We start from the raw sequence: 20,054 nt of genomic DNA, 5'->3' as shown, positions 1-20,054 counted from the left end.
ATCGCCTTTTTATACGGTTCAATAAGGTGTATATAATGTAATAACAAATTTGTCGGATCGTTTTTCAATAGAAAAAAAACACGTATTAAAAGGGAGTTGCAAATTATTTGTTTAAAATACTCGTTCGTTTGCTGTGCGAATTTGTGTATTTTTGCGCAACTAACAACTGCAACATGTACAAACAACTCATTCGACCACTTCTATTTAAATATGATCCTGAGGAAGTGCACTACTTTACTTTTTCGTTGATTCAGAAATTATCAAAAATCCCAGGAGTTAATGCACTTTTTAAAAGTATGTATGAAGTCAAGGACACTCGATTGGAACGTGAAGTTTTTGGGCTGAAATTTAAAAATCCTGTAGGTTTAGCTGCGGGATTTGATAAAGATGCGAAATTGTATAAAGAACTCTCTAATTTTGGTTTTGGATTTATAGAAATTGGAACGTTGACACCAAAAGGGCAAGAAGGAAATCCTAAGAAAAGATTGTTTCGTTTAAAAGCAGATCAAGCAATCATCAACCGAATGGGTTTTAATAACGGTGGTGTTTTAGAAGCTGTGGAACGTCTAAAGAAAAATAATGGTGTATTAATAGGAGGAAATATTGGCAAAAACAAATTAACTCCAAATGAAGAAGCTGTTTCAGATTATGAAATCTGTTTTGATGCTTTATACGACTACGTTGATTATTTTGTTGTGAATGTGAGTTCACCAAATACACCCAACTTAAGAGCATTGCAAGATAAAGAACCGTTGCAAAAGTTATTGCAAACGCTGCAAAACAAGAACAATACCAAATCGAAAGCAAAACCAATTTTACTAAAAATTGCTCCGGATTTAACGGATGAACAATTGTTAGACATTATTGATATTGTCAATACCACTAAGATAGCGGGTGTTATTGCTACTAATACTACACTTTCTCGAGAAGGTTTGCAGTCTGAAAACAGAGACGAAATGGGTGGCTTGTCTGGAAAACCGTTGACAAAGCGTTCCACAGAAGTAATTCGATTTTTAGCAGACAAAAGCAATCGTTCGTTTCCAATTATTGGAGTGGGAGGAATCCATTCTGCGGATGATGCAATTGAGAAATTGGATGCTGGAGCCAGTTTAATCCAACTTTACACCGGTTTCATTTACGAAGGTCCTGCATTAATTAAGGAAATCAATAAAAAGATTTTGGCGACAAAAAAATAATTTTAGGTTTTTTTAAATCTTCAATTATCTAAAAAATCGATTTCGTAATTTTCAATACTTTACTATCTTTGGCACAATGAAGTCAATAAAAATTATAGAATGTCCGCGTGATGCCATGCAAGGTATTAAAGCATTTATTCCAACTGCGGAAAAAGTGGCCTATATTCAGTCGCTTTTGCGTGTCGGATTTGATACCATTGATTTTGGAAGCTTCGTTTCTCCAAAAGCGATTCCGCAAATGGTAGACACAGCGGAGGTTTTAGCGCAACTTGATTTATCACAAACTTCCAGTAAGCTCCTGGCAATTATTGCCAATACTAAAGGAGCGGAACTGGCTTCTCAACATAAAGAAATTCAGTATTTGGGTTATCCTTTTTCTATTTCTGAGAATTTTCAGATGCGAAACACACACAAAACCATAGCAGAATCATTAGTGACTTTACAAGAAATCTTAGATATTGCTAACGCCACTAATAAAGAAGTAGTTGCTTATCTTTCTATGGGTTTCGGAAATCCATACGGTGATCCTTGGAACGTAGAAATTGTAGGCGAGTGGACCGAACGTTTGTCAAATATGGGCGTTAAAATTCTTTCCTTGTCTGATACGGTTGGAAGTTCCACGCCTGAAATTATTGAATATTTGTTTTCGCATTTGATTCCACAATACCCACAAATTGAATTTGGAGCACATCTTCATACGACTCCAGACCGGTGGTTTGAAAAAGTAAATGCAGCATACAAAGCCGGTTGTTTAAGATTTGACGGAGCCATTCAAGGTTTTGGAGGTTGCCCGATGGCTAAGGATGATTTGACTGGGAATATGCCGACAGAAAAATTACTGTCCTACTTTACTGCCGAGAAAGCAAACACTCATACAAGCCCAATGTCATTTGAAAGTTGTTACAATGAAGCAACAAAAATATTTAGTAAATACCATTAGTAAAAGATAAAACTTTGTATCTTTAATAAATTTAATCGCAATTTATTTCTGTGAAAAAGCTTAATTTGAATGTAAAACATGTTGCAAAATCTCTTTTATTGAAGAGGTATTTTACGTTATTAATCATTCTTATTTTTGTCTTCAACACGCAAGCAGCCGTTACTTTTCAAAAACCGGAACAGAAAATTGATCAGCTGTTACAGCAAGCGGATGACTTAAAATACGAAGATTTTGACGCTGGGTTTGCAAAATTAAAAGAGGCACAACATTTAGCCCAAGAGCTCAAAAGCGACGAAAAACTTGGTGATGTTTATACCATGTTTGGAATCTATTACTACAGAAAGGGAACTTACGATCATTCCCTACAGATGTATTTGAAAGCGATACAAATTCATGAAAAGTACCATAATGAGAAATCACTTGCACGCTCACTTAACGGTGTTGCACTCATTCAAAGCGCCTTCAATCAGCTGGAAGAATCAATAATTACGTTCGAGAAATCGGTCGTTTTAGATCTTAAAAATAATAATTATCAAGGGATCGCAAGAAGTTATTTTAATATCGGAATTGCGCAAACAGATCTGAAGCAATACGACTTAGCAGCTAAGAATCTCAAAAAAGCACTTACTTATTCTAAGAAAAATAATTTAAATCAGGTCAACCACATGGTCGAAAGCCGTTTAGGAGACATCATGTTGGTTAAAAATAAGAAAGACTCTGCGTTTTATTATTATAATTTAGTTTTTAGTAATCCAAAGCAATTGCCAAATAATTGGGAAACTACCTATGTTCACGCAAGTTTAGCAAACGCTTATTTAACAATTGGTGAGTACGATAATGCTGAAAAAAATGGCATAATAGCATATGAAACAGCAAAAAAACTCAATGCAAATTGGGATCTATCTCGTGCCGCAAAAATACTTGCTGAGATTTACGAGAAGAAAAATAACACCGCAAAAGCATATAGTTTTCTTCAAATTAATAACGCAATAAACGACAGTTTGTACAGCGAACGACGCATCAACGACGTTAATTATCTTCAATTGAAAAGTAAAGAAGTTGAAAACGTAAAACTTAAAGCGAAAAATGAATTAAGCGCTCAAAAAGTTAAAAGAGACCAAATAATCATCTACTCATTTTTAATTCTGATTTTGTTTTTAATTGGAATTATATTTTTAAGACGCAGAAATGCAAGACTTAAAGACGTTTTTAATGAGGAGTTGCGTGTAAAAAATGCCGACATCGAAAATCAAAAGTTGTTGATTAGTCAACAAAACACAGAATTGATTGCCTTAAACGATACTAAAAATAAATTATTTTCGATTGTTTCTCACGATCTACGTTCGCCTATTGCAAATATTGTGCAAATGCTAGAACTTCAAAAAGACGATTCTTTAACGCCAGAATTGCAACAAGATATCTTTGATCAATTGCATTTGCAGACTGTAGCCACTTCAAACATGTTGAATAATTTATTACAGTGGGCCAATACCCAAATGGATGGTCAAATTGTCAATTTTGAGGTAATTGATATATACGAACTTTCAAAAAGTGTTCTAGAATTGTACATTTTAGAAATGAATAAAAAAAATATTACGTTTTCAAATGAGCTTCCCTCAACAGCACTTTTTATAAGTGCAGACAAAGGACAAGTTCGCGTGATTATTCAAAATATTATTGCAAACGCAGTAAAATTCACAGATGAAAATGGAACGATATCCTGCAGTTATTCTGAAAACGGAAATTTCATCAATGTGCATATAGCCAACTCTGGAGCAAGTATCGAAGAACGTCGAATTACTGAGATTTTAAAAAGCGACAAACGCATCTATTCGGAGCTTGGAACTTCTTTTGAAGAAGGGACAGGATTGGGGCTGCTTTTAGTAAAACAGTTTATCGCAAATAATAAAGGAACCCTTGATATTAAAAGTGGGGAAGAAGTAGGGACTGAATTTATTATTTCTTTTATGAAAAATTAAAAAATATTTTTATTTATTTTTAGTATATTTGCACGCAATTTAACCACAACTCTGAAATTACTTTCAGTATAACTACAACTGGCAATGATTGCACATCAAACAAAAATTATTGGAGAAGGACTTACGTACGACGATGTTTTATTAGTTCCCAATTTTTCTAGCGTACTTCCAAGAGAAGTCAATATTCAAACAAAATTTTCACGAAATATTACCTTAAACGTTCCTATTGTTTCTGCAGCAATGGATACCGTTACTGAAAGTTCTATGGCAATTGCTATGGCTCAAGAAGGCGGAATCGGTGTTTTGCATAAAAACATGACGATTGAACAACAAGCGGCAAAAGTACGTCGTGTTAAACGTGCAGAATCAGGAATGATTATCGATCCAGTAACTTTGCCATTAAATTCAACTGTTGCAGATGCTAAAAATGCGATGAAAGAATATGGTATTGGTGGAATTCCGATTGTTGATGAAAACAAGAAATTGAAAGGAATCGTTACAAATCGTGATCTGCGTTTCGAAAAAGTAGGGACGCGTCCAATTGTTGAGGTAATGACTTTTGAAAATTTAGTGACTGCTGCGGCAGGAACTTCATTAAGTGAAGCTGAAATTATTTTGCAAGGGCATAAAATCGAAAAACTTCCTGTTGTAGACGATAACAATGTTTTAGTTGGTTTAATAACTTTTAGAGATATCACAAAACTAACGCAGCGACCTAGTGCTAACAAAGACGTTTACGGAAGACTAAGAGTTGCAGCTGCAATTGGAGTAACGGGTGATGCAGTTCAACGTGCTGAAGCTTTGGTGAATGCTGGAGTAGATGCTTTAATTATTGACACCGCTCACGGACATACGCAAGGAGTTGTGAATATTTTGAAAGAAATAAAAGCAAAATTTAGTGCTATAGATGTAATTGTAGGAAACATCGCCACGCCAGAAGCAGCTAAGTTTTTAGTTGAAAATGGAGCAGATGGTGTAAAAGTTGGAATTGGACCTGGTTCAATTTGCACGACAAGAATTGTAGCAGGTGTTGGTTTTCCACAATTTTCTGCAGTTCTAGAAGTTGCCGCTGCAATCAAAGGTTCAGGAGTTCCCGTAATTGCTGATGGTGGAATTCGCTATACAGGTGATATTCCCAAAGCAATTGCTGCAGGAGCTGATTGTGTAATGTTAGGTTCACTTTTAGCCGGAACGAAAGAATCTCCAGGAGAAACCATTATTTTTGAAGGTAGAAAATTCAAGTCGTATCGGGGAATGGGCTCTGTTGAAGCGATGCAAGAAGGTTCGAAAGACCGTTATTTTCAAGATGTGGAAGACGATGTGAAGAAATTAGTTCCCGAAGGTATTGTAGGTCGTGTGCCTTATAAAGGAGAACTAAATGAAAGTATGCAACAATTCATTGGTGGACTTCGTGCCGGAATGGGTTATTGTGGCGCAAAAGATGTTCCTACTTTGCAGGAAACTGGTCGTTTTATCAGAATTACAGCAAGCGGAATCAATGAAAGTCACCCACATAATGTGACCATTACTAAGGAAGCGCCAAATTATTCAAGATAATATTTTTCCAAATTAGATATAAAAGTCCGACAGTATTGTTGGACTTTTTTATTTCTAGAAATCTTTTTGGTCCTAAATTGATACTCATATTTTTCACTCTTTGTCAAAGATTTGCACGTATTTAAAATTATTTCTGTTCAATATAAATTTCATCATCTATATTGTTTTGTAATTCAAAATATAAGTTTTACTTTTGCACACCTTTTAGCGAATAGCGTTTCCATTAGGTATCAAATATTTAAGTAAAACAACTTCTGTTTTTTTCTTATCGCATTAAGAAACGCAAGGAATGCAGAATACAAATTTTTATCAGAACATATGTCTGACGTTAACAAATCACAAGAAGAGTTTTTAGCAAATTTTGACTGGCACAATTTCCAAGAAGGAATTGACTTAGTTGATGAAAAAAACTTACAAGAATTTGAAGAATTAGTAGCAAAAACTTTTATTGCAACTGATCAAGAAGAAGTAGTAGAAGGAATCGTTGTTAGACTTACAGACAGAGATGCTATCGTTGATATCAACGCTAAATCTGAAGGTGTAATTTCTTTAAACGAATTCCGTTACAATCCAAACTTAAAAGTAGGTGACAAAGTAGAAGTATTAATTGACATCCGTGAGGACAAAACAGGTCAATTAGTATTATCTCACAGAAAAGCACGTACAATTAAAGCTTGGGATAGAGTAATTTCTGCAAACGAAACAGGAGAAATCGTTAATGGTTTTGTAAAATGCAGAACTAAAGGTGGTATGATCGTTGACGTTTTCGGAATTGAAGCGTTTTTACCAGGATCTCAAATTGATGTTAAACCAATTAGAGATTACGACGTTTACGTAAACAAAACAATGGAATTTAAAGTTGTGAAAATTAATCACGAATTTAAAAACGTTGTTGTATCTCACAAAGCGCTTATCGAAGCGGATATTGAAGTACAGAAAAAAGAAATCATCGGTCAATTAGAAAAAGGACAAGTATTAGAAGGTGTTGTTAAAAACATTACTTCTTATGGTGTGTTTATTGACTTAGGTGGTGTTGATGGATTGATTCACATTACTGACCTTTCTTGGTCAAGAATCAACCACCCAAGTGAAGTTCTTGAATTAGATCAGAAATTGAACGTTGTAATCCTTGACTTTGATGACGAGAAAACAAGAATTCAATTAGGATTGAAACAATTGAACGCTCACCCATGGGATGCTTTAGATGCTAACCTTGCTGTTGGTGATAAAGTAAAAGGTAAAGTAGTTGTTATCGCTGATTACGGTGCATTTATTGAAGTTGCTGAAGGTGTTGAAGGTTTGATCCACGTTTCTGAAATGTCATGGTCAACTCATTTACGTTCTGCTCAAGATTTCGTAAAAGTAGGTGATGAAGTTGATGCAGTTATCTTAACTTTAGATAGAGACGATCGTAAGATGTCTTTAGGTATCAAACAATTATCTCAAGATCCTTGGACTGATATCACTTCTAAATACCCTGTAGGTTCTAAACATTCAGGTATCGTTAGAAACTTTACAAACTTCGGTATTTTCGTAGAATTAGAAGAAGGAATTGATGGATTAATCTACATTTCTGATCTTTCTTGGACTAAGAAAATCAAACACCCATCTGAATTTGTAAACGTTGGAGAAAAACTTGACGTTGTAGTTTTAGAGTTGGATGTTGACGGACGTAAATTATCTTTAGGTCACAAACAAACTACTGCTAATCCATGGGACAAACATGAAGAAGCTTTTGCTGTAGGAACAATCCACAACGGTGAAATCTCTGAAATTGTTGACAAAGGAGCTACTGTAGATTTCGGTGATGATGTTGTTGCATTTATTCCAACACGTCATTTAGAAAAAGAAGACGGTAAAAAATTGAAAAAAGGCGAAACTGCTGATTTCAAAGTAATCGAATTCAATAAAGAATTTAAAAGAGTAGTTGCATCTCACACTGCTATCTTCCGCGAAGAAGAAGAGAAAAATGTGAAAGCAAACTCTGATAATAACAATAGTAATAGTTCTTCAAACAACAACAATGCACCTGCTTCTACTTTAGGAGACAGTAACGACATTCTTGCTGCATTGAAAGCTAAAATGGAAAAAGGAGGAAACTAATTTTCTGACTTTATTTCAATCAAATGAAGGCCTCACAGAAATGTGAGGCTTTTTTTATGCATAATTTTTAAAAATTTAAAACCATATCAAATCCATTCCCGTAAATGACTGTATAAACATCTAATAATAGAAATATCATGAAAAACAAAAATTTATTTAGCGTTGCAGTTTTCACAATTGCATTAGCATTCGGAACAAGTTCTTACGCACAAAAAACAGTTACCGTTGGAGGAGCTCCGATGTATCCAACTAAAAACATTGTTGAAAATGCAGTGAATTCAAAAGACCATACGACTTTAGTTGCAGCAGTAAAAGCAGCAGATTTAGTAGAAACTTTATCAAGCAAAGGACCATTCACAGTTTTCGCACCAACAAATGCAGCTTTCGATAAATTACCTAAAGGAACGGTTGAAACTTTGGTAAAACCAGAAAATAAAAAAATGTTGCAAAGCATTTTGACTTACCACGTTGTTGCAGGAAAATTGAATGCGAAAGACATCGCTAAAGCAATTAAAAAAGCCAATGGAAAAGCAATGTTGAAAACCGTTCAAGGCGGAACATTAACAGCTTGGATGATGAGTAAAGATTTATACATCACGGATGAAAATGGAAATAAAGCAAAAGTTACAATTGCAGATGTGAACCAATCAAATGGTGTAATTCATGTGATTGATGCAGTAGTTACTCCAAAAGCATAATGAAAAAGGTTTGATTTAAGGTTGATTGAGAAAGGGACTTGTAGTAATACAAGTCCCTTTTTTTTATTGTAATTATTTGAAATATTATCGTTAATGAAAATGAATTAACTCTTAAAAGAAATTGTAAATTGAGTTCCCACATTCACTTCACTTTCTACTGTAATTTGCCCTCCCAAACTGGTGATGTGATTGTGTACTAAATAAAGTCCAATTCCTCTACTGTCCACATGATTGTGAAATTTTTGATGCAGTCCAAATATTTTATCTTTCACAACTTCCATATTAAATCCCAAACCATTATCTGCAAAGATGAGTTGATATGTTCCATTGTGAATCTTCGAGGTAATTGAAATCTTAGGTTTTATATTTGGTTTTGCATATTTGATCGCATTTGTCGTAAGATTTAATAGTACGCTTTCAAGATTAGACTTGTTAAAGGATATGTTTTCAAAAGCAGAAAAATTGGTTGTGACGCTGGTACCTGAACTTTTGACTAATGAATTAATTGAAAGCAATACAGAATTTAAAGCTTTATTTAGATTCACAGGTTCTAGTTCTGCATTCAAATTATCACGTTGAATAAATAAATCAAGGTACTCGTTTAAAGTTTCTTTTAGATTTCCGCTGGTAGTTTCTAACATTTTTATAAACTCTAATGTTTCACTATCGTCAATTTTAGAAACATCTAACAAGCTGAAAATTGAAATTAAATTATTAACCGGAGATCTCAAGTCATGTGAACTCGTGTACGTTAATTGTTTTAAATCACTATTAATTCGAGTAATAGTGGTAAGTAGCGAATTACGTTCTTCCTCTAAAATTTTTTTATGCGTGATATTTTTAGCGATTGCAAAAACAAGTTCTTCTTCGCTAACAGGCATTGAAGTCCATGCCAACCAAACGATTTCGCCGCTTTTAGTCACATATCTATTCTCAAAATTTTGTAAAGTACTATTTTTAGTTAAATGCTTTCGAACATTCGCTGTTGTATCTCGGTCATCCGGATATATAAATTCGTTTATGGGTTTAGATAGTAATTCTTCTTCCGTAAATCCTAACAATTCAGATACCGAATTATTTACTTTTTTAAAATAGCCATCAAAACCTGCAATACAAAGTAAATCAGGTGAGATATCAAAGAATCTCTTGAAAATAGTATTGTTTTCTTCAGTCATTTGTCAAAAATAGTTTACGCTTCTTATTCTAATATATTCTTCCTCGCAATTTTACGTAAGGTAGAAGTTTGTGTTGAAAAAAATATCTTTTTCTTGGTTTATTGTTGCCGCTTATGCAAATTAAAAATCGCAAAAAAATTTAAATTAAAAAAGGACTTATGCTTAATTGCAAAAGTCCTTTTCAACACTATAAATTTTAATTACTGATTTCTAAAAACCAACTTTCCATCAAAAGCGTCCAGTAAAATAATACTGTCTGTTGAAATTTGATTACTCAAAATCTCTTTTGAAAGTGGATTCATTACGTCACGCTGAATAACTCTCTTCACTGGTCTTGCGCCAAATTCAGCATCAAAACCTTTCTCCGAAAGATAAGCCACGGCTTCGGGCGTTGCATCAAAAGTAATTCCCTGTTGTGAAAGCATCTTACTCACCGATTTCAACTGTAATCCCACGATTTTCTGGATGTTACTTTGAGTTAAAGGCGTAAACATTACAATCTCATCAATTCGGTTAATAAATTCTGGTCTGACCGTTTGTTTCAATACATTCAGTACTTCCACTTTTGCTTGTTCCGTTGCATCTTCGATTGCGACTTTAGAAGTTGCTTTTTCAAATTTCTCTTGAATAATTGCACTTCCCATATTCGAAGTCATAATGATAATCGAATTTTTAAAGTCGGCCAAACGTCCTTTGTTATCGGTCAATCGACCTTCATCTAAAACTTGCAGCAAAATATTAAAGGTGTCCGGATGTGCTTTTTCAATTTCATCTAAAAGAATAACGGAATACGGTTTTCTCCGAACGGCTTCCGTTAATTGTCCACCTTCATCATAACCCACATATCCAGGAGGTGCTCCAACTAAACGGCTCACGCTGTGGCGTTCTTGGTATTCGCTCATGTCAATTCGCGTCATCGCATTTTCATCATCGAATAAATATTCTGCTAAGGCTTTCGCCAATTCCGTTTTTCCAACACCAGTTGTACCCAAGAATAGGAACGTTCCAACAGGTTTCTTCATATCCTGTAAACCGGCACGACTTCTACGTACCGCATCAGCTACAGCCGTAATTGCTTCTTCTTGACCTACAACTCTTTGGTGCAATTCATTTTCAAGATTCAATAGTTTCTCACGTTCGCCTTGCAACATTTTCATAACAGGAACACCCGTCCATTTTGCCACCACTTCAGCAATATCCTCACGAGTAACTTCTTCTTTAATGAGAGAAGTTTCATTTTGATTCTCAGCTAATTCCTTTTGCAAAACATCAAGTCGCTCTTGCGTTTCCTTCATTTTTCCGTAACGAATTTCAGCTACTTTTCCGTAGTCGCCGTCGCGTTCTGCTTTTTCTGCTTCGTATTTTAAATCTTCAATTTCGGTTTTAACGGTTTGAATAGAATCTACAAAATCTTTCTCAGTTTTCCACTTCGTAAAAATTTCGTTTCTGTCTTCTTTCAGGTTGGCTAAATCCAAATGCAAACCTTTCAATTTGTTTTCGTCTTTTTCCCTTTTAATTGCTTCGATTTCAATTTCCAACTGCATGATTTTGCGATCCAAAACATCTAATTCTTCTGGTTTTGAATTGATTTCCATTCGCAATTTGGAAGCTGCTTCATCCATTAAATCAATCGCTTTATCCGGTAAAAATCGGTTGGTAATATATCGTTGCGAAAGTTCTACTGCAGCAATAATTGCATCATCTTTGATTCGGACTTTATGGTGTGTTTCGTACTTTTCTTTAATTCCACGTAGAATTGAAATAGCACTTTCAGTATCTGGTTCATCCACCATTACTTTCTGAAAACGACGCTCTAAGGCTTTATCTTTTTCAAAATATTTCTGATATTCGTCTAGAGTTGTTGCTCCAATTGCTCTTAATTCACCTCTTGCCAAAGCAGGTTTCAAGATATTCGCAGCATCCATCGCGCCATCGCCACCACCAGCTCCAATTAAAGTATGGATTTCGTCGATGAATAAAACGATGTCACCGTCGGCAGAAGTTACTTCCTTCACTACCGATTTTAGTCGTTCTTCAAATTCCCCTTTATATTTTGCACCAGCAATCAAAGCTCCCATATCTAAGGAGAAAATAATTTTGTCCTTTAGATTATCTGGTACGTCGCCATCTACAATTCGATGTGCCAAACCTTCTGCAATCGCGGTTTTACCAACTCCTGGTTCACCCACTAACATTGGGTTGTTTTTCGTTCTACGCGTTAAAATCTGCAAAACCCGTCGAATTTCTTCATCTCGTCCTATCACAGGATCAAGCTTTCCGTTTCGAGCTAATTCATTTAGATTTTTAGCATATTTATTTAACGAATTATACGTTTCTTCAGCCGATTGTGAAGTTACTCGTTCTCCTTTTCTTAATTCTTCGATCGCGCTTTCTAATCCTTTTCTGGTTACTCCTTGATCTTTTAAGGCTTGAGCAACTTTGCTTTTTGATTGGAAAATGGCTAAAATTAAATGTTCAATCGAAACGTATTCGTCAGCACCTTTTTTAGCAATAATTTCTGCTTCGTTTAAAGTAGCATTCGCTTCGCGCGAAAGGCTGATTTCGCCTCCAGAAACTTTTGGAAACGATTCAATCATTTTATCCAAGATTTGCTTGAATAAATCGACATTTACATTTAGTTTCTTGAGTAGGTATGGAGCGACATTTTCGTCTACTTCAAAAATAGCTTTGAAAATGTGTTCGTTTTCAATCTGTTGTTGGCCTCCCATTTGAGTCAACATCTGAGCTTTTTGAATCGCCTCTTGGGATTTGATTGTAAAATTGTTAATGTTCATATGTTGTGTCTTATATTTAAATTATATTTTTCTAACTTTGATAACAGAACGTCAATTTATATTCCATAGTAAAGTTAGCGCCATTTTGGTACTTTTTATTTTGAATTTAACGACAAATTGGCATAAAAACTGACAAAATGGGTATATTTGGAGGAATGTTTGCGAAAAGCGAAGGAAAAGAAAGTTCAAAATTAGCATGGAATTATTTAGAGTCCATGGAAGATTTAGATCATGCAGAACAACAATCAAACGAAAAAGTGGTAGTGCTTTTTAAACACAGCACAAGATGCAGCATCAGCCGATTTGTGTTGAAAAGTTTTGAAAATACATACGCGATTCCAGCAGATAAAATGGAAATTTATTTTTTAGATTTAATTGAATACCGACCTATTTCAAACGAAATTGCAGCACGTTTTGACGTCACGCATCAATCGCCTCAGATGATCGTATTGAAAGACGGTAAGTCAATTTATGACGCTTCGCATGAAAGTATTGATGCAAGTTCATTAGAACAGTTTGCTTAAATCAATTTCAAAAAAAATCTCCAAAACTTTTTAAAGCGTTGGAGATTTTTTTATTCTAATCTGAAATTAATTTGTCTTTTCAAGTAATTTAGTTTCACCATAACCAAAAAGGTGGTGTTCTTTAATTAACTCTGCAATACCTTGAGGAAGCATTCCTTCCCAGCCAAGTTTTCCTTTGCTAATCATTTTCAGCACTTCACGTGAGAAAATTTGAAGGTGATTTTCGTCTACCTCTTCTATATCAATTACTTTTCCGTTGAATTTAAAGAATTTATACAATTCCTTCATTCTTGGATGTACCTTTAAATTTTCAGAATTGATCAATTGTCCTTCTTCGTCAATCATTGGATATAAGAATACTTTCAAATCTCGGTAGAACAATTTTCCAAAAGCTTCCAGTATTCCACCGCTTAAATGACGGTAATATTTTTCGTCAAAAATATCTACTAAATTATTTACTCCCATTGCTAATCCCATTCGGGCTTTGGTGTAATTAGAGAAATATTCAACCACTTTATAATATTCTTGGAAATTAGATATCATAACCGTGTGGCCTAACGAACATAAAAGTTCCGCTCGATCCATAAAATCACGTTCGTCAATTTCACCTTCAGAACGCAAGTTGGAAAGTGTAATTTCAAAAATTACCAAAGTATTTTTTTCATCGACCTTATTTTCTTGGACAAACATCTTATACGATTTCTCATACATATCAATGTTTACTTTGGTCACAGGTCTGAAGCTTCCTCTCAAAGCAAGAATATTCTTCTTATATAAAATGGAAGCAGGAAGAATGTTTTGTCCATCCGGATTGAACATTACCGCGTCAGTCATTCCGTTTTTAACCAGCTGTAAACTCATCAATCGGTTGTCGACTTCGCTAAAAAGAGGACCTGAAAAGTTGATGGTATCAATTTCCAACTGATCTTTGTCTAAATGATCGTATAAATAACGCAATAATCTTTTAGGATCGTTGTATTTGTAATATGCACCATAAATTAAATTCACCCCTAAAACTCCTAAAGTTTCTTGTTGCAAACGCGCATCCATTTCTTTAAATCGAATGTGAATGATAATTTCGTTATAATCTGCAGAAGGATCTAATTGGTACCGAATTCCAACCCAACCATGGCCTTTAAATTGCTTTGCAAAGTCGATAGTTGCTACTGTATTTGCATAACTAAAGAACATTTTATTAGGATGTTTCTCACGATTAAGTCTTGCTTCTATTAAGTTGACTTCGTGCGAAAGCATTTTTTTCAAACGACTTTCAGTTACATAACGACCGTCTGTCTCGATTCCATAAATAGAATCGCTAAAATCTTTATCGTAAGCCGACATTGCTTTAGCAATAGTTCCAGACGAACCACCTGTTCTAAAAAAATGCCGAACAGTTTCTTGTCCTGCACCAATTTCGGCAAAAGTACCGTAAATGTTTTCGTTCAGATTAATTCGAAGTGCTTTGTCTTTGATAGAAGGGATTTGTTCGATGACTTTATCACCTTTCAATATTATTTCAGTATCCATGAAAATAAGTTGCATTTTAATAAGTAACAAAGTTAGTAAAATAGGGCATTATAGAACGAATTTTATCTTATTTTTGTAAAAAATTATCACTTTTGAACGTTTATTTTTTAGGTACTGGAACTTCTCAAGGCATTCCTGTGATAGGATGCACAGATGCTGTATGTAAAAGTCTCGATCCAAGAGATAAAAGACTTCGCGTTGCCGTTTGGGTTTACGATGAAAACTTTTCAATTGTGATTGATTGTGGTCCTGATTTTAGGTATCAAATGCTACAATCGGGTTGCAGTCGTATGGACGCTTTGCTTTTTACCCATGAACATGCGGATCATACTGCCGGTTTGGACGACATTCGCCCTTTTTACTTTAAGCAAGGCGATATTCCGCTATATGGTCATCCAAGAGTTCTAGAGAATTTAGCAAAACGGTTTGATTACATCTTTAGAACTGAAAATAAGTATCCTGGAGCGCCATCAGTTTTGCCAATTCCTGTTGATAAAGACGAACCTTTTGAGGTTAACAACCAAACTATAATTCCAATAAACGCGTGTCATGGCGGTTTACAAGTTTTTGGATACCGCATTGGCGATTTTGTCTATTTAACAGACGTCAAAACTATAGAAGATGTTGAAATTGAGAAAATTAAGGGTGTAAAAGTCTTGGTGATTAATACTTTACGAAAAGAACCGCATCCTACTCATTTTAATTTGGAAGAAGCGCTTGATTTCATTAAAAAAGTAGCTCCTGAAAAAACATATTTAACTCACATTAGTCATAATTTCGGCATGCATGAAGCAGTTCAAAACGAACTACCTGCTAATGTTTATTTGGCTTACGACAATTTAGAACTTACTATTTAATTATCTTTTATGAGAAAATCGTTATTGTTATATCTTTTTATTTTAGCCCTTTTATTTAATGTGTTCACGTTTGCCTACTTTTCAAAAGATCAGAAATTTGAGAAAGAGCGATACAGCAAGTTGGATAAAAAGCTACATGATTCGTTGAGTGTTGTAAATAACAATTTGTTTGATGCCAATTATTTCTCATTGGAAACCAATCAAAATGCACAAGATTATTTTGAAGATAAACAAACGGGCGAATTTTTAGATTACCAAAAATTAATTCCTTTTGTAAAAGACCAATTGATTTCGTTTAATGATAAGCCTGAAGGAAATCCGTATACTGGATTTGAGAAATTATCAGAACGAAAATTCATTATCAATAAAGCAAAGGTTTTAAACCACCGATGGATCATTGCCGATTTTAACGATGGAACTACTTGGGGAGAATCAATAATTAAGTATTTTATCAACGATGATAAAACAGTTTCGTTTGAAGTTGCAGAAACGGTTATTTATCCGAAACGTTAAAACAAAAAAGCTCCTAATTGGAGCTTTTCGTTCTTTGTAACCAGTTTTTTAAATCAGCAAAGTTTTGCGGAGCAACTCCGTGTCCTACCTCATATTCTCTAAATTCATTTGGAATATTTAATGAAGTAAGAATTCCAGGCGCTTTTCTCGCCCAACTAATCGGAATCACTTGATCCACTGAACCGTGCGAAACAAATATTTTCAATTTTGAAAAATCATTGTTTTTATAATTTGTTGCGATAATTTCCTCATTCAAATATCCACTTAAAGCTACAACACGTTGTACTTTTTCAGGATAGGAAAGTGCTACAGCATAACTCAAAATAGTTCCTTGGCTAAAGCCTAATAATGTAAAATCATTTGAATCTATTGGATAATTCTGAATTAATTCGTCAATGAATTTTGAGATTAAATTGCGTGATTGCATCGCTTGATTGTGGTCTGAAAATTTATTTTCATCCGCGTCAAAATTGATGGCATACCAAGCGTAACTTCCGTATTGTAAATCGTAAGGAGCTCTTGCCGCAATCACATAATATTCTTCTGGCAATTCGCTTGCGAAGGAAAACAAGTCTTGCTCATTACTTCCGTAACCGTGCAATAATAAGATTAGTGGATTTTTGTCTGCTTTTATTTTCGGTTCTCTAACAAGGTATTCTAATGATAATTTCATACTTATTTTTTAGCTGTAAATAGTTTTTGATACAACGGTCCAACAATCGGTACTAATCGTTTTTTTCCTTCTAAAGCACCTAAAAAGCCGTACATCCAAAGTACGAAAATGAATACCCAAAATGCCGAGGTAATCATCCAACTGTTAAAATAGCCGATGATGTAACCAAATGCGAAAAATGTAATAAAAATTCCTAATGCTTGGCGAATATGAAACGCAGCAAAATCATTTTTCTTTTCGCTATTCATCGTAAAAGCGATAATTGTACCTATAATAGTAATGTAGCTTATAGTTGCTATTTTTTTTCCTTCTTGAAAAGTATCCATATTTATGCTAAAACTAATTTCTGATTGTTATATATTCCGTACACTTTTCCTTTCATTTCTGTACCAAGAAAAGCTGAATTTTTTGATTTTGATAAAATGTTTTCTTTCGTGAAAACGTGATTTTCGTCTGTCGAAAATAATGTAATATTTGCAGGCTTATCAATTTCGATTTGACTTTCAATATTCAAAAACAACTTTCTTCCTGCAGTTAATTTTTCAATTATAAGTTCCACAGGAAGAACGGTCATTAAAGCTCCAAACGCCGATTCTAATCCAATTGTTCCATTTTTAGCCAAGTCGAATTCCATCTTTTTGTGTTCAATATCCATCGGATTATGATCAGAAGTGATGACGTCAATTGTTCCATCTTTTACCGCTTCAATTAAAGCCAAACGATCTTCGTCAGTTCGTAAAGGTGGCGAAACTTTAAATCTAGTATCAAATGTTTCTAGTTTTTCATCGGTTAAAACCAAATGATGAACCGAAACGCTGCAAGTAACTTGCAAACCTTTTAATTTAGCTTCGCGAATTAATTGCGCAGATTTTGCAGTAGAAATCGTTGGAATATGTAGCTTCCCACCTGAATATTCAAGTATAAAAAGATTTTTTGCAAGCTGTAATTCTTCTGCTAAAGATGGAATTCCTTTCAATCCCAATCGTGTGGAAACAATTCCTTCATTGACAACTCCGCTTCCTTTAATATTTGGTTCTTGTGAAAAAGCGATAACTATTCCATCAAAATCAGCTGTGTATTGCAAGGCGATTTTCATCAAATTTGCATTGTCAATATTCCGATTGTAATCTCCAAAAGCGATTGCTCCGGCATTTTTCATGTCGAATAATTCGGCTAAATCTTTTCCTTCGCTGTTTTTAGTCAACGCGCCAATTGGGAAAACTTCAGTTGCAAAACCTTGTGCTTTCGTTTTGACAAAATTAATTTGCGACTGATTGTCAATTATTGGAGTAGTGTAAGGTTGTAATGCGACTGCTGTAAAACCACTTTTTGCTGCCACATCTAATCCATTTACTATGGTTTCGCGATCTTCGTATCCTGGTTCGCCAAAACAAACGCTAGTATCAAACCATCCCGATGAAATGTTTAAATCAGATAATTCAATTTCCTGAAATTTGTTTTTATTTTCAAGGTTTGCACCGATATTTTTAAAGATTCCATTTTCAATTTCCACATCAACAATCTGATTGTGAAAAGAACTTTTGGCATCTATAATTTTTGCTTTTCGTAGGATTAGATTCATTTGACAAATTTTTGAATAAACAATTCCGTGATTAAAAAAAGTAGGGTTAAAATGGCAAACCATTTCCAAATTTCATTATTCGTTCGATCGGTTTGCAACGTATCAATGATTGATTCTATTGAATTTGCAGTTTTAAATTTGCTTAAATCTGCTACAGGATCATTCAAGTTACTTTCAGTTCGAGCGTAATTGAAACTTATATTTTGTACCAAATCATCGTTTTGATAAATGCCATAATTGCCTGCAATTTCTGGTGCATTGTCAAAAGTCAGTTGGACTTTATTATTGCGAATTTGCTGCGAAGGTACAAAATCAGTCGCGTTTGATTGTTTAGATTGTTTTACTTTTAAGATTTCTTCTTTTTGAAGTTGTGCGTCAACAGTTAGCGGATTTTCAACTCCAATTTGCATCGCAGAAATTCCTGAACGATTTGTATTTTGCACCATATTATAAAAGGTAGGAACAATCAACGGTGAATTCTGAAAATTACTATTCTCTTTATTTAGCGCTGCCGAAAAAACATATACTTTTCCAATTGCAGTAAGAAATGGCGAATCGTCTTCAAATCTTAAAACTGGCGCTGAAGTTGTCGAAACTGCAAACTGCTTATTCACACTTGGAAATTGAAAATTAGTAACATTTTTTTCAAAAACATTTTTATATAATGGATGAGAAAAGGAGATTTTCGTAATCAATTTTTTATTGTTTTCATTTTGTGAAAATCGGATGTTTCCTAGATTTTTAAGCCAATTATTTAATTCGTCAATTTTGCTTTCTGAAGATGGAATTACAATTATATTCCCGTCTTTTTTAGCGAAATCTGATAAGGTAGTTTGTAAAGCTTGTGGAATTTCTGCTAACTCGTTCAACACAATCACATCTTGTTTTTCGAGTAAATTATAGTTCAACGCATTAAGTTCAACATTAGAATAGTTAAATTCAGAAGAATTGTAAATCTTTGATAAAAATTTACTTTTATCTGCCGAACCTATACTTAAAATATTCATTTTCTTTGGTTCAGAAATGCTGAAATACAATTCGTTATCGTAAGCTAAGCCGTTATCAGTTATCGATGCATAACCATTAAATGCTTGTTTTGGAAGTGTAAAAAAGACTTCTTTTTTTGCAGAATCAAATTTCACAACTGACTTGGCAACCAACTTATTCTCGTTGTAAATTCCTAAAGGTATTTCGGTTATTTCTGTGCCAAAATTGGTAAGTTGGAAACCAATCTCATAAAACTTATCGCTTGTTTCTTTAATGAAGACGCTGTCGATAGAAATATTATTTTTCTGTTCTGCTTTAACGGGAACAAGAAAAGTATTAAATTCTTTGTCGATTTTTTCTAGCGATTTTGTTTCCGTATTTATAAAGTCAGAAATGATAATTACATCTTTTTGAAAAGGTGTTTTTCTGGATTTTATTTGCGAAAGCACTTGGTTTAAAGAAAATTCTGACGGGCTGTAGTTTAAATTCTGAATTTCTTTTTGAGATGATTTGATGTCTGTGTCCCAAAAACTTTCGGAAGAAGTAATAAGTGAGAACGTTTGGTCTTCAGTAAGATGTTGTTGCAAATCTTCCAATATTCGCTTTAGAAGCGGACCTTTTTGGCCTTGAGCCTGCATACTAAATGAATTATCAACTACAATATAAGTTTCATTTGTGATCGCATTTGCATCTTTTGCGGCGAAAAAAGGTTGGGCGAAAGCAATAATCAAAGCAGTTAAAATCAACAACCTTGTGGCTAATAAAAGCCATTTCTTTATTTTTGAACTCTTTCGGGTTTGAAGACTTAATTCTTTTAAAAACTGAACGTTAGTAAAGTATTCTTTTTTAAAACGTCGCAATTGGAATAAGTGTACCAAAATTGGAATAAGCAACAGGAACAGAAAATAAAGAATCTCGGGATGTTTGAACTGCATTCTAACTTTAGTT

General features: G+C 34.2%; 16 protein-coding genes. 9 read left to right on the top strand and 7 right to left on the bottom strand.

The window, feature by feature from the left end:
* The first annotated feature begins 173 nt into the window (after positions 1-173).
* The 6 genes from YWA_RS0105055 (at position 174) to YWA_RS0105030 (ending at position 8,473) form a co-directional block, all read left to right on the top strand.
* Complete coding sequence (locus YWA_RS0105055; RefSeq protein ID WP_026718599.1) at positions 174-1,196, top strand: quinone-dependent dihydroorotate dehydrogenase; 1,023 nt, start codon at positions 174-176, stop codon at positions 1,194-1,196.
* Between the two features lie 76 nt (positions 1,197-1,272).
* Entirely contained in the window at positions 1,273-2,136 is an 864-nt protein-coding gene (locus YWA_RS0105050) for a hydroxymethylglutaryl-CoA lyase (protein ID WP_022827412.1), read from the top strand.
* A 50-nt stretch (positions 2,137-2,186) separates the two neighbouring features.
* Positions 2,187-4,115: a tetratricopeptide repeat-containing sensor histidine kinase gene (locus tag YWA_RS0105045; protein ID WP_022827411.1), complete on the top strand. Its 1,929-nt coding sequence runs from the start codon at positions 2,187-2,189 to the stop codon at positions 4,113-4,115.
* An 84-nt stretch (positions 4,116-4,199) separates the two neighbouring features.
* Complete coding sequence (gene guaB / locus YWA_RS0105040; protein ID WP_022827410.1) at positions 4,200-5,672, top strand: IMP dehydrogenase; 1,473 nt, start codon at positions 4,200-4,202, stop codon at positions 5,670-5,672.
* 318 nt (positions 5,673-5,990) lie between these two features.
* Positions 5,991-7,775: a 30S ribosomal protein S1 gene (rpsA, locus tag YWA_RS0105035; RefSeq protein WP_022827409.1), complete on the top strand. Its 1,785-nt coding sequence runs from the start codon at positions 5,991-5,993 to the stop codon at positions 7,773-7,775.
* A 137-nt stretch (positions 7,776-7,912) separates the two neighbouring features.
* Complete coding sequence (locus YWA_RS0105030) at positions 7,913-8,473, top strand: fasciclin domain-containing protein (protein WP_022827408.1); 561 nt, start codon at positions 7,913-7,915, stop codon at positions 8,471-8,473.
* Positions 8,474-8,577: 104 nt separating this feature from the next.
* On the opposite strand, the gene YWA_RS0105025 is transcribed toward YWA_RS0105030, so the two are convergent.
* Together YWA_RS0105025 and clpB are read right to left on the bottom strand one after the other, a co-directional pair.
* On the bottom strand, positions 8,578-9,648 hold the full coding sequence (locus YWA_RS0105025; RefSeq protein WP_022827407.1) for a PAS domain-containing sensor histidine kinase: 1,071 nt from the start codon (positions 9,646-9,648) through the stop codon (positions 8,578-8,580).
* Between the two features lie 200 nt (positions 9,649-9,848).
* Entirely contained in the window at positions 9,849-12,443 is a 2,595-nt protein-coding gene (gene clpB, locus YWA_RS0105020) for an ATP-dependent chaperone ClpB (RefSeq protein WP_022827406.1), read from the bottom strand.
* Between the two features lie 137 nt (positions 12,444-12,580).
* Here clpB and ytxJ point away from each other — a divergent pair, with 137 nt between their 5' ends.
* A complete protein-coding gene (ytxJ, locus tag YWA_RS0105015; RefSeq protein ID WP_022827405.1) occupies positions 12,581-12,967 on the top strand; it encodes a bacillithiol system redox-active protein YtxJ in 387 nt (128 codons plus the stop codon).
* A gap of 66 nt (positions 12,968-13,033) precedes the next feature.
* Here the strand turns inward: ytxJ and YWA_RS0105010 are convergent, their stop codons facing one another.
* The gene (locus tag YWA_RS0105010; protein WP_026718598.1) at positions 13,034-14,494 is read right to left on the bottom strand and encodes a nicotinate-nucleotide adenylyltransferase; all 1,461 of its coding nucleotides are present in this window, start codon (positions 14,492-14,494) and stop codon (positions 13,034-13,036) included.
* Between the two features lie 92 nt (positions 14,495-14,586).
* On the opposite strand from YWA_RS0105010, the gene YWA_RS0105005 reads away from it, so the two are divergent.
* Together YWA_RS0105005 and YWA_RS0105000 are read left to right on the top strand one after the other, a co-directional pair.
* Entirely contained in the window at positions 14,587-15,351 is a 765-nt protein-coding gene (locus tag YWA_RS0105005) for an MBL fold metallo-hydrolase (protein ID WP_022827403.1), read from the top strand.
* A gap of 9 nt (positions 15,352-15,360) precedes the next feature.
* Positions 15,361-15,864 (top strand): hypothetical protein, encoded by a 504-nt coding sequence (locus YWA_RS0105000; protein ID WP_022827402.1) that lies wholly within the window; start codon positions 15,361-15,363, stop codon positions 15,862-15,864.
* 13 nt (positions 15,865-15,877) lie between these two features.
* Here the strand turns inward: YWA_RS0105000 and YWA_RS0104995 are convergent, their stop codons facing one another.
* The 4 genes from YWA_RS0104995 to YWA_RS0104980 are packed head-to-tail and all read right to left on the bottom strand — an operon-like array spanning position 15,878 to position 20,041.
* Positions 15,878-16,537: an alpha/beta hydrolase gene (locus YWA_RS0104995; RefSeq protein ID WP_022827401.1), complete on the bottom strand. Its 660-nt coding sequence runs from the start codon at positions 16,535-16,537 to the stop codon at positions 15,878-15,880.
* A 2-nt stretch (positions 16,538-16,539) separates the two neighbouring features.
* Positions 16,540-16,863: a DUF4870 domain-containing protein gene (locus YWA_RS0104990; protein ID WP_022827400.1), complete on the bottom strand. Its 324-nt coding sequence runs from the start codon at positions 16,861-16,863 to the stop codon at positions 16,540-16,542.
* A 2-nt stretch (positions 16,864-16,865) separates the two neighbouring features.
* Positions 16,866-18,119 (bottom strand): dihydroorotase, encoded by a 1,254-nt coding sequence (locus YWA_RS0104985; RefSeq protein ID WP_026718597.1) that lies wholly within the window; start codon positions 18,117-18,119, stop codon positions 16,866-16,868.
* Positions 18,116-20,041, bottom strand: a complete 1,926-nt coding sequence (locus tag YWA_RS0104980) for a vWA domain-containing protein (RefSeq protein WP_022827398.1) — start codon at positions 20,039-20,041, stop codon at positions 18,116-18,118. Before YWA_RS0104980 ends, YWA_RS0104985 begins: the two co-directional genes overlap by 4 nt.
* Between the last annotated feature and the right edge of the window lie 13 nt (positions 20,042-20,054).

Source organism: Flavobacterium antarcticum DSM 19726 (assembly GCF_000419685.1).
Lineage (GTDB): Bacteria > Bacteroidota > Bacteroidia > Flavobacteriales > Flavobacteriaceae > Flavobacterium > Flavobacterium antarcticum.
The sequence above is the reverse complement of the archived record's forward strand: the minus strand, read 5'-3'. Positions and strand labels throughout refer to the sequence as shown.

Excerpts from the sequence above, each read along its gene's own strand:
- YWA_RS0105000 (WP_022827402.1), top strand. The coding sequence starts at position 15,361 with ATGAGAAAATCGTTATTGTTATATCTTTTTATTTTAGCCCTTTTATTT.
- YWA_RS0105050 (WP_022827412.1), top strand. The coding sequence starts at position 1,273 with ATGAAGTCAATAAAAATTATAGAATGTCCGCGTGATGCCATGCAAGGT.
- YWA_RS0105025 (WP_022827407.1), bottom strand. The coding sequence starts at position 9,648 with ATGACTGAAGAAAACAATACTATTTTCAAGAGATTCTTTGATATCTCA.
- YWA_RS0105010 (WP_026718598.1), bottom strand. The coding sequence starts at position 14,494 with ATGGATACTGAAATAATATTGAAAGGTGATAAAGTCATCGAACAAATC.
- YWA_RS0105030 (WP_022827408.1), top strand. The coding sequence starts at position 7,913 with ATGAAAAACAAAAATTTATTTAGCGTTGCAGTTTTCACAATTGCATTA.
- YWA_RS0104995 (WP_022827401.1), bottom strand. The coding sequence starts at position 16,537 with ATGAAATTATCATTAGAATACCTTGTTAGAGAACCGAAAATAAAAGCA.
- YWA_RS0104985 (WP_026718597.1), bottom strand. The coding sequence starts at position 18,119 with ATGAATCTAATCCTACGAAAAGCAAAAATTATAGATGCCAAAAGTTCT.
- rpsA (WP_022827409.1), top strand. The coding sequence starts at position 5,991 with ATGTCTGACGTTAACAAATCACAAGAAGAGTTTTTAGCAAATTTTGAC.
- guaB (WP_022827410.1), top strand. The coding sequence starts at position 4,200 with ATGATTGCACATCAAACAAAAATTATTGGAGAAGGACTTACGTACGAC.
- clpB (WP_022827406.1), bottom strand. The coding sequence starts at position 12,443 with ATGAACATTAACAATTTTACAATCAAATCCCAAGAGGCGATTCAAAAA.
- YWA_RS0104980 (WP_022827398.1), bottom strand. The coding sequence starts at position 20,041 with ATGCAGTTCAAACATCCCGAGATTCTTTATTTTCTGTTCCTGTTGCTT.
- YWA_RS0104990 (WP_022827400.1), bottom strand. The coding sequence starts at position 16,863 with ATGGATACTTTTCAAGAAGGAAAAAAAATAGCAACTATAAGCTACATT.
- YWA_RS0105055 (WP_026718599.1), top strand. The coding sequence starts at position 174 with ATGTACAAACAACTCATTCGACCACTTCTATTTAAATATGATCCTGAG.
- ytxJ (WP_022827405.1), top strand. The coding sequence starts at position 12,581 with ATGGGTATATTTGGAGGAATGTTTGCGAAAAGCGAAGGAAAAGAAAGT.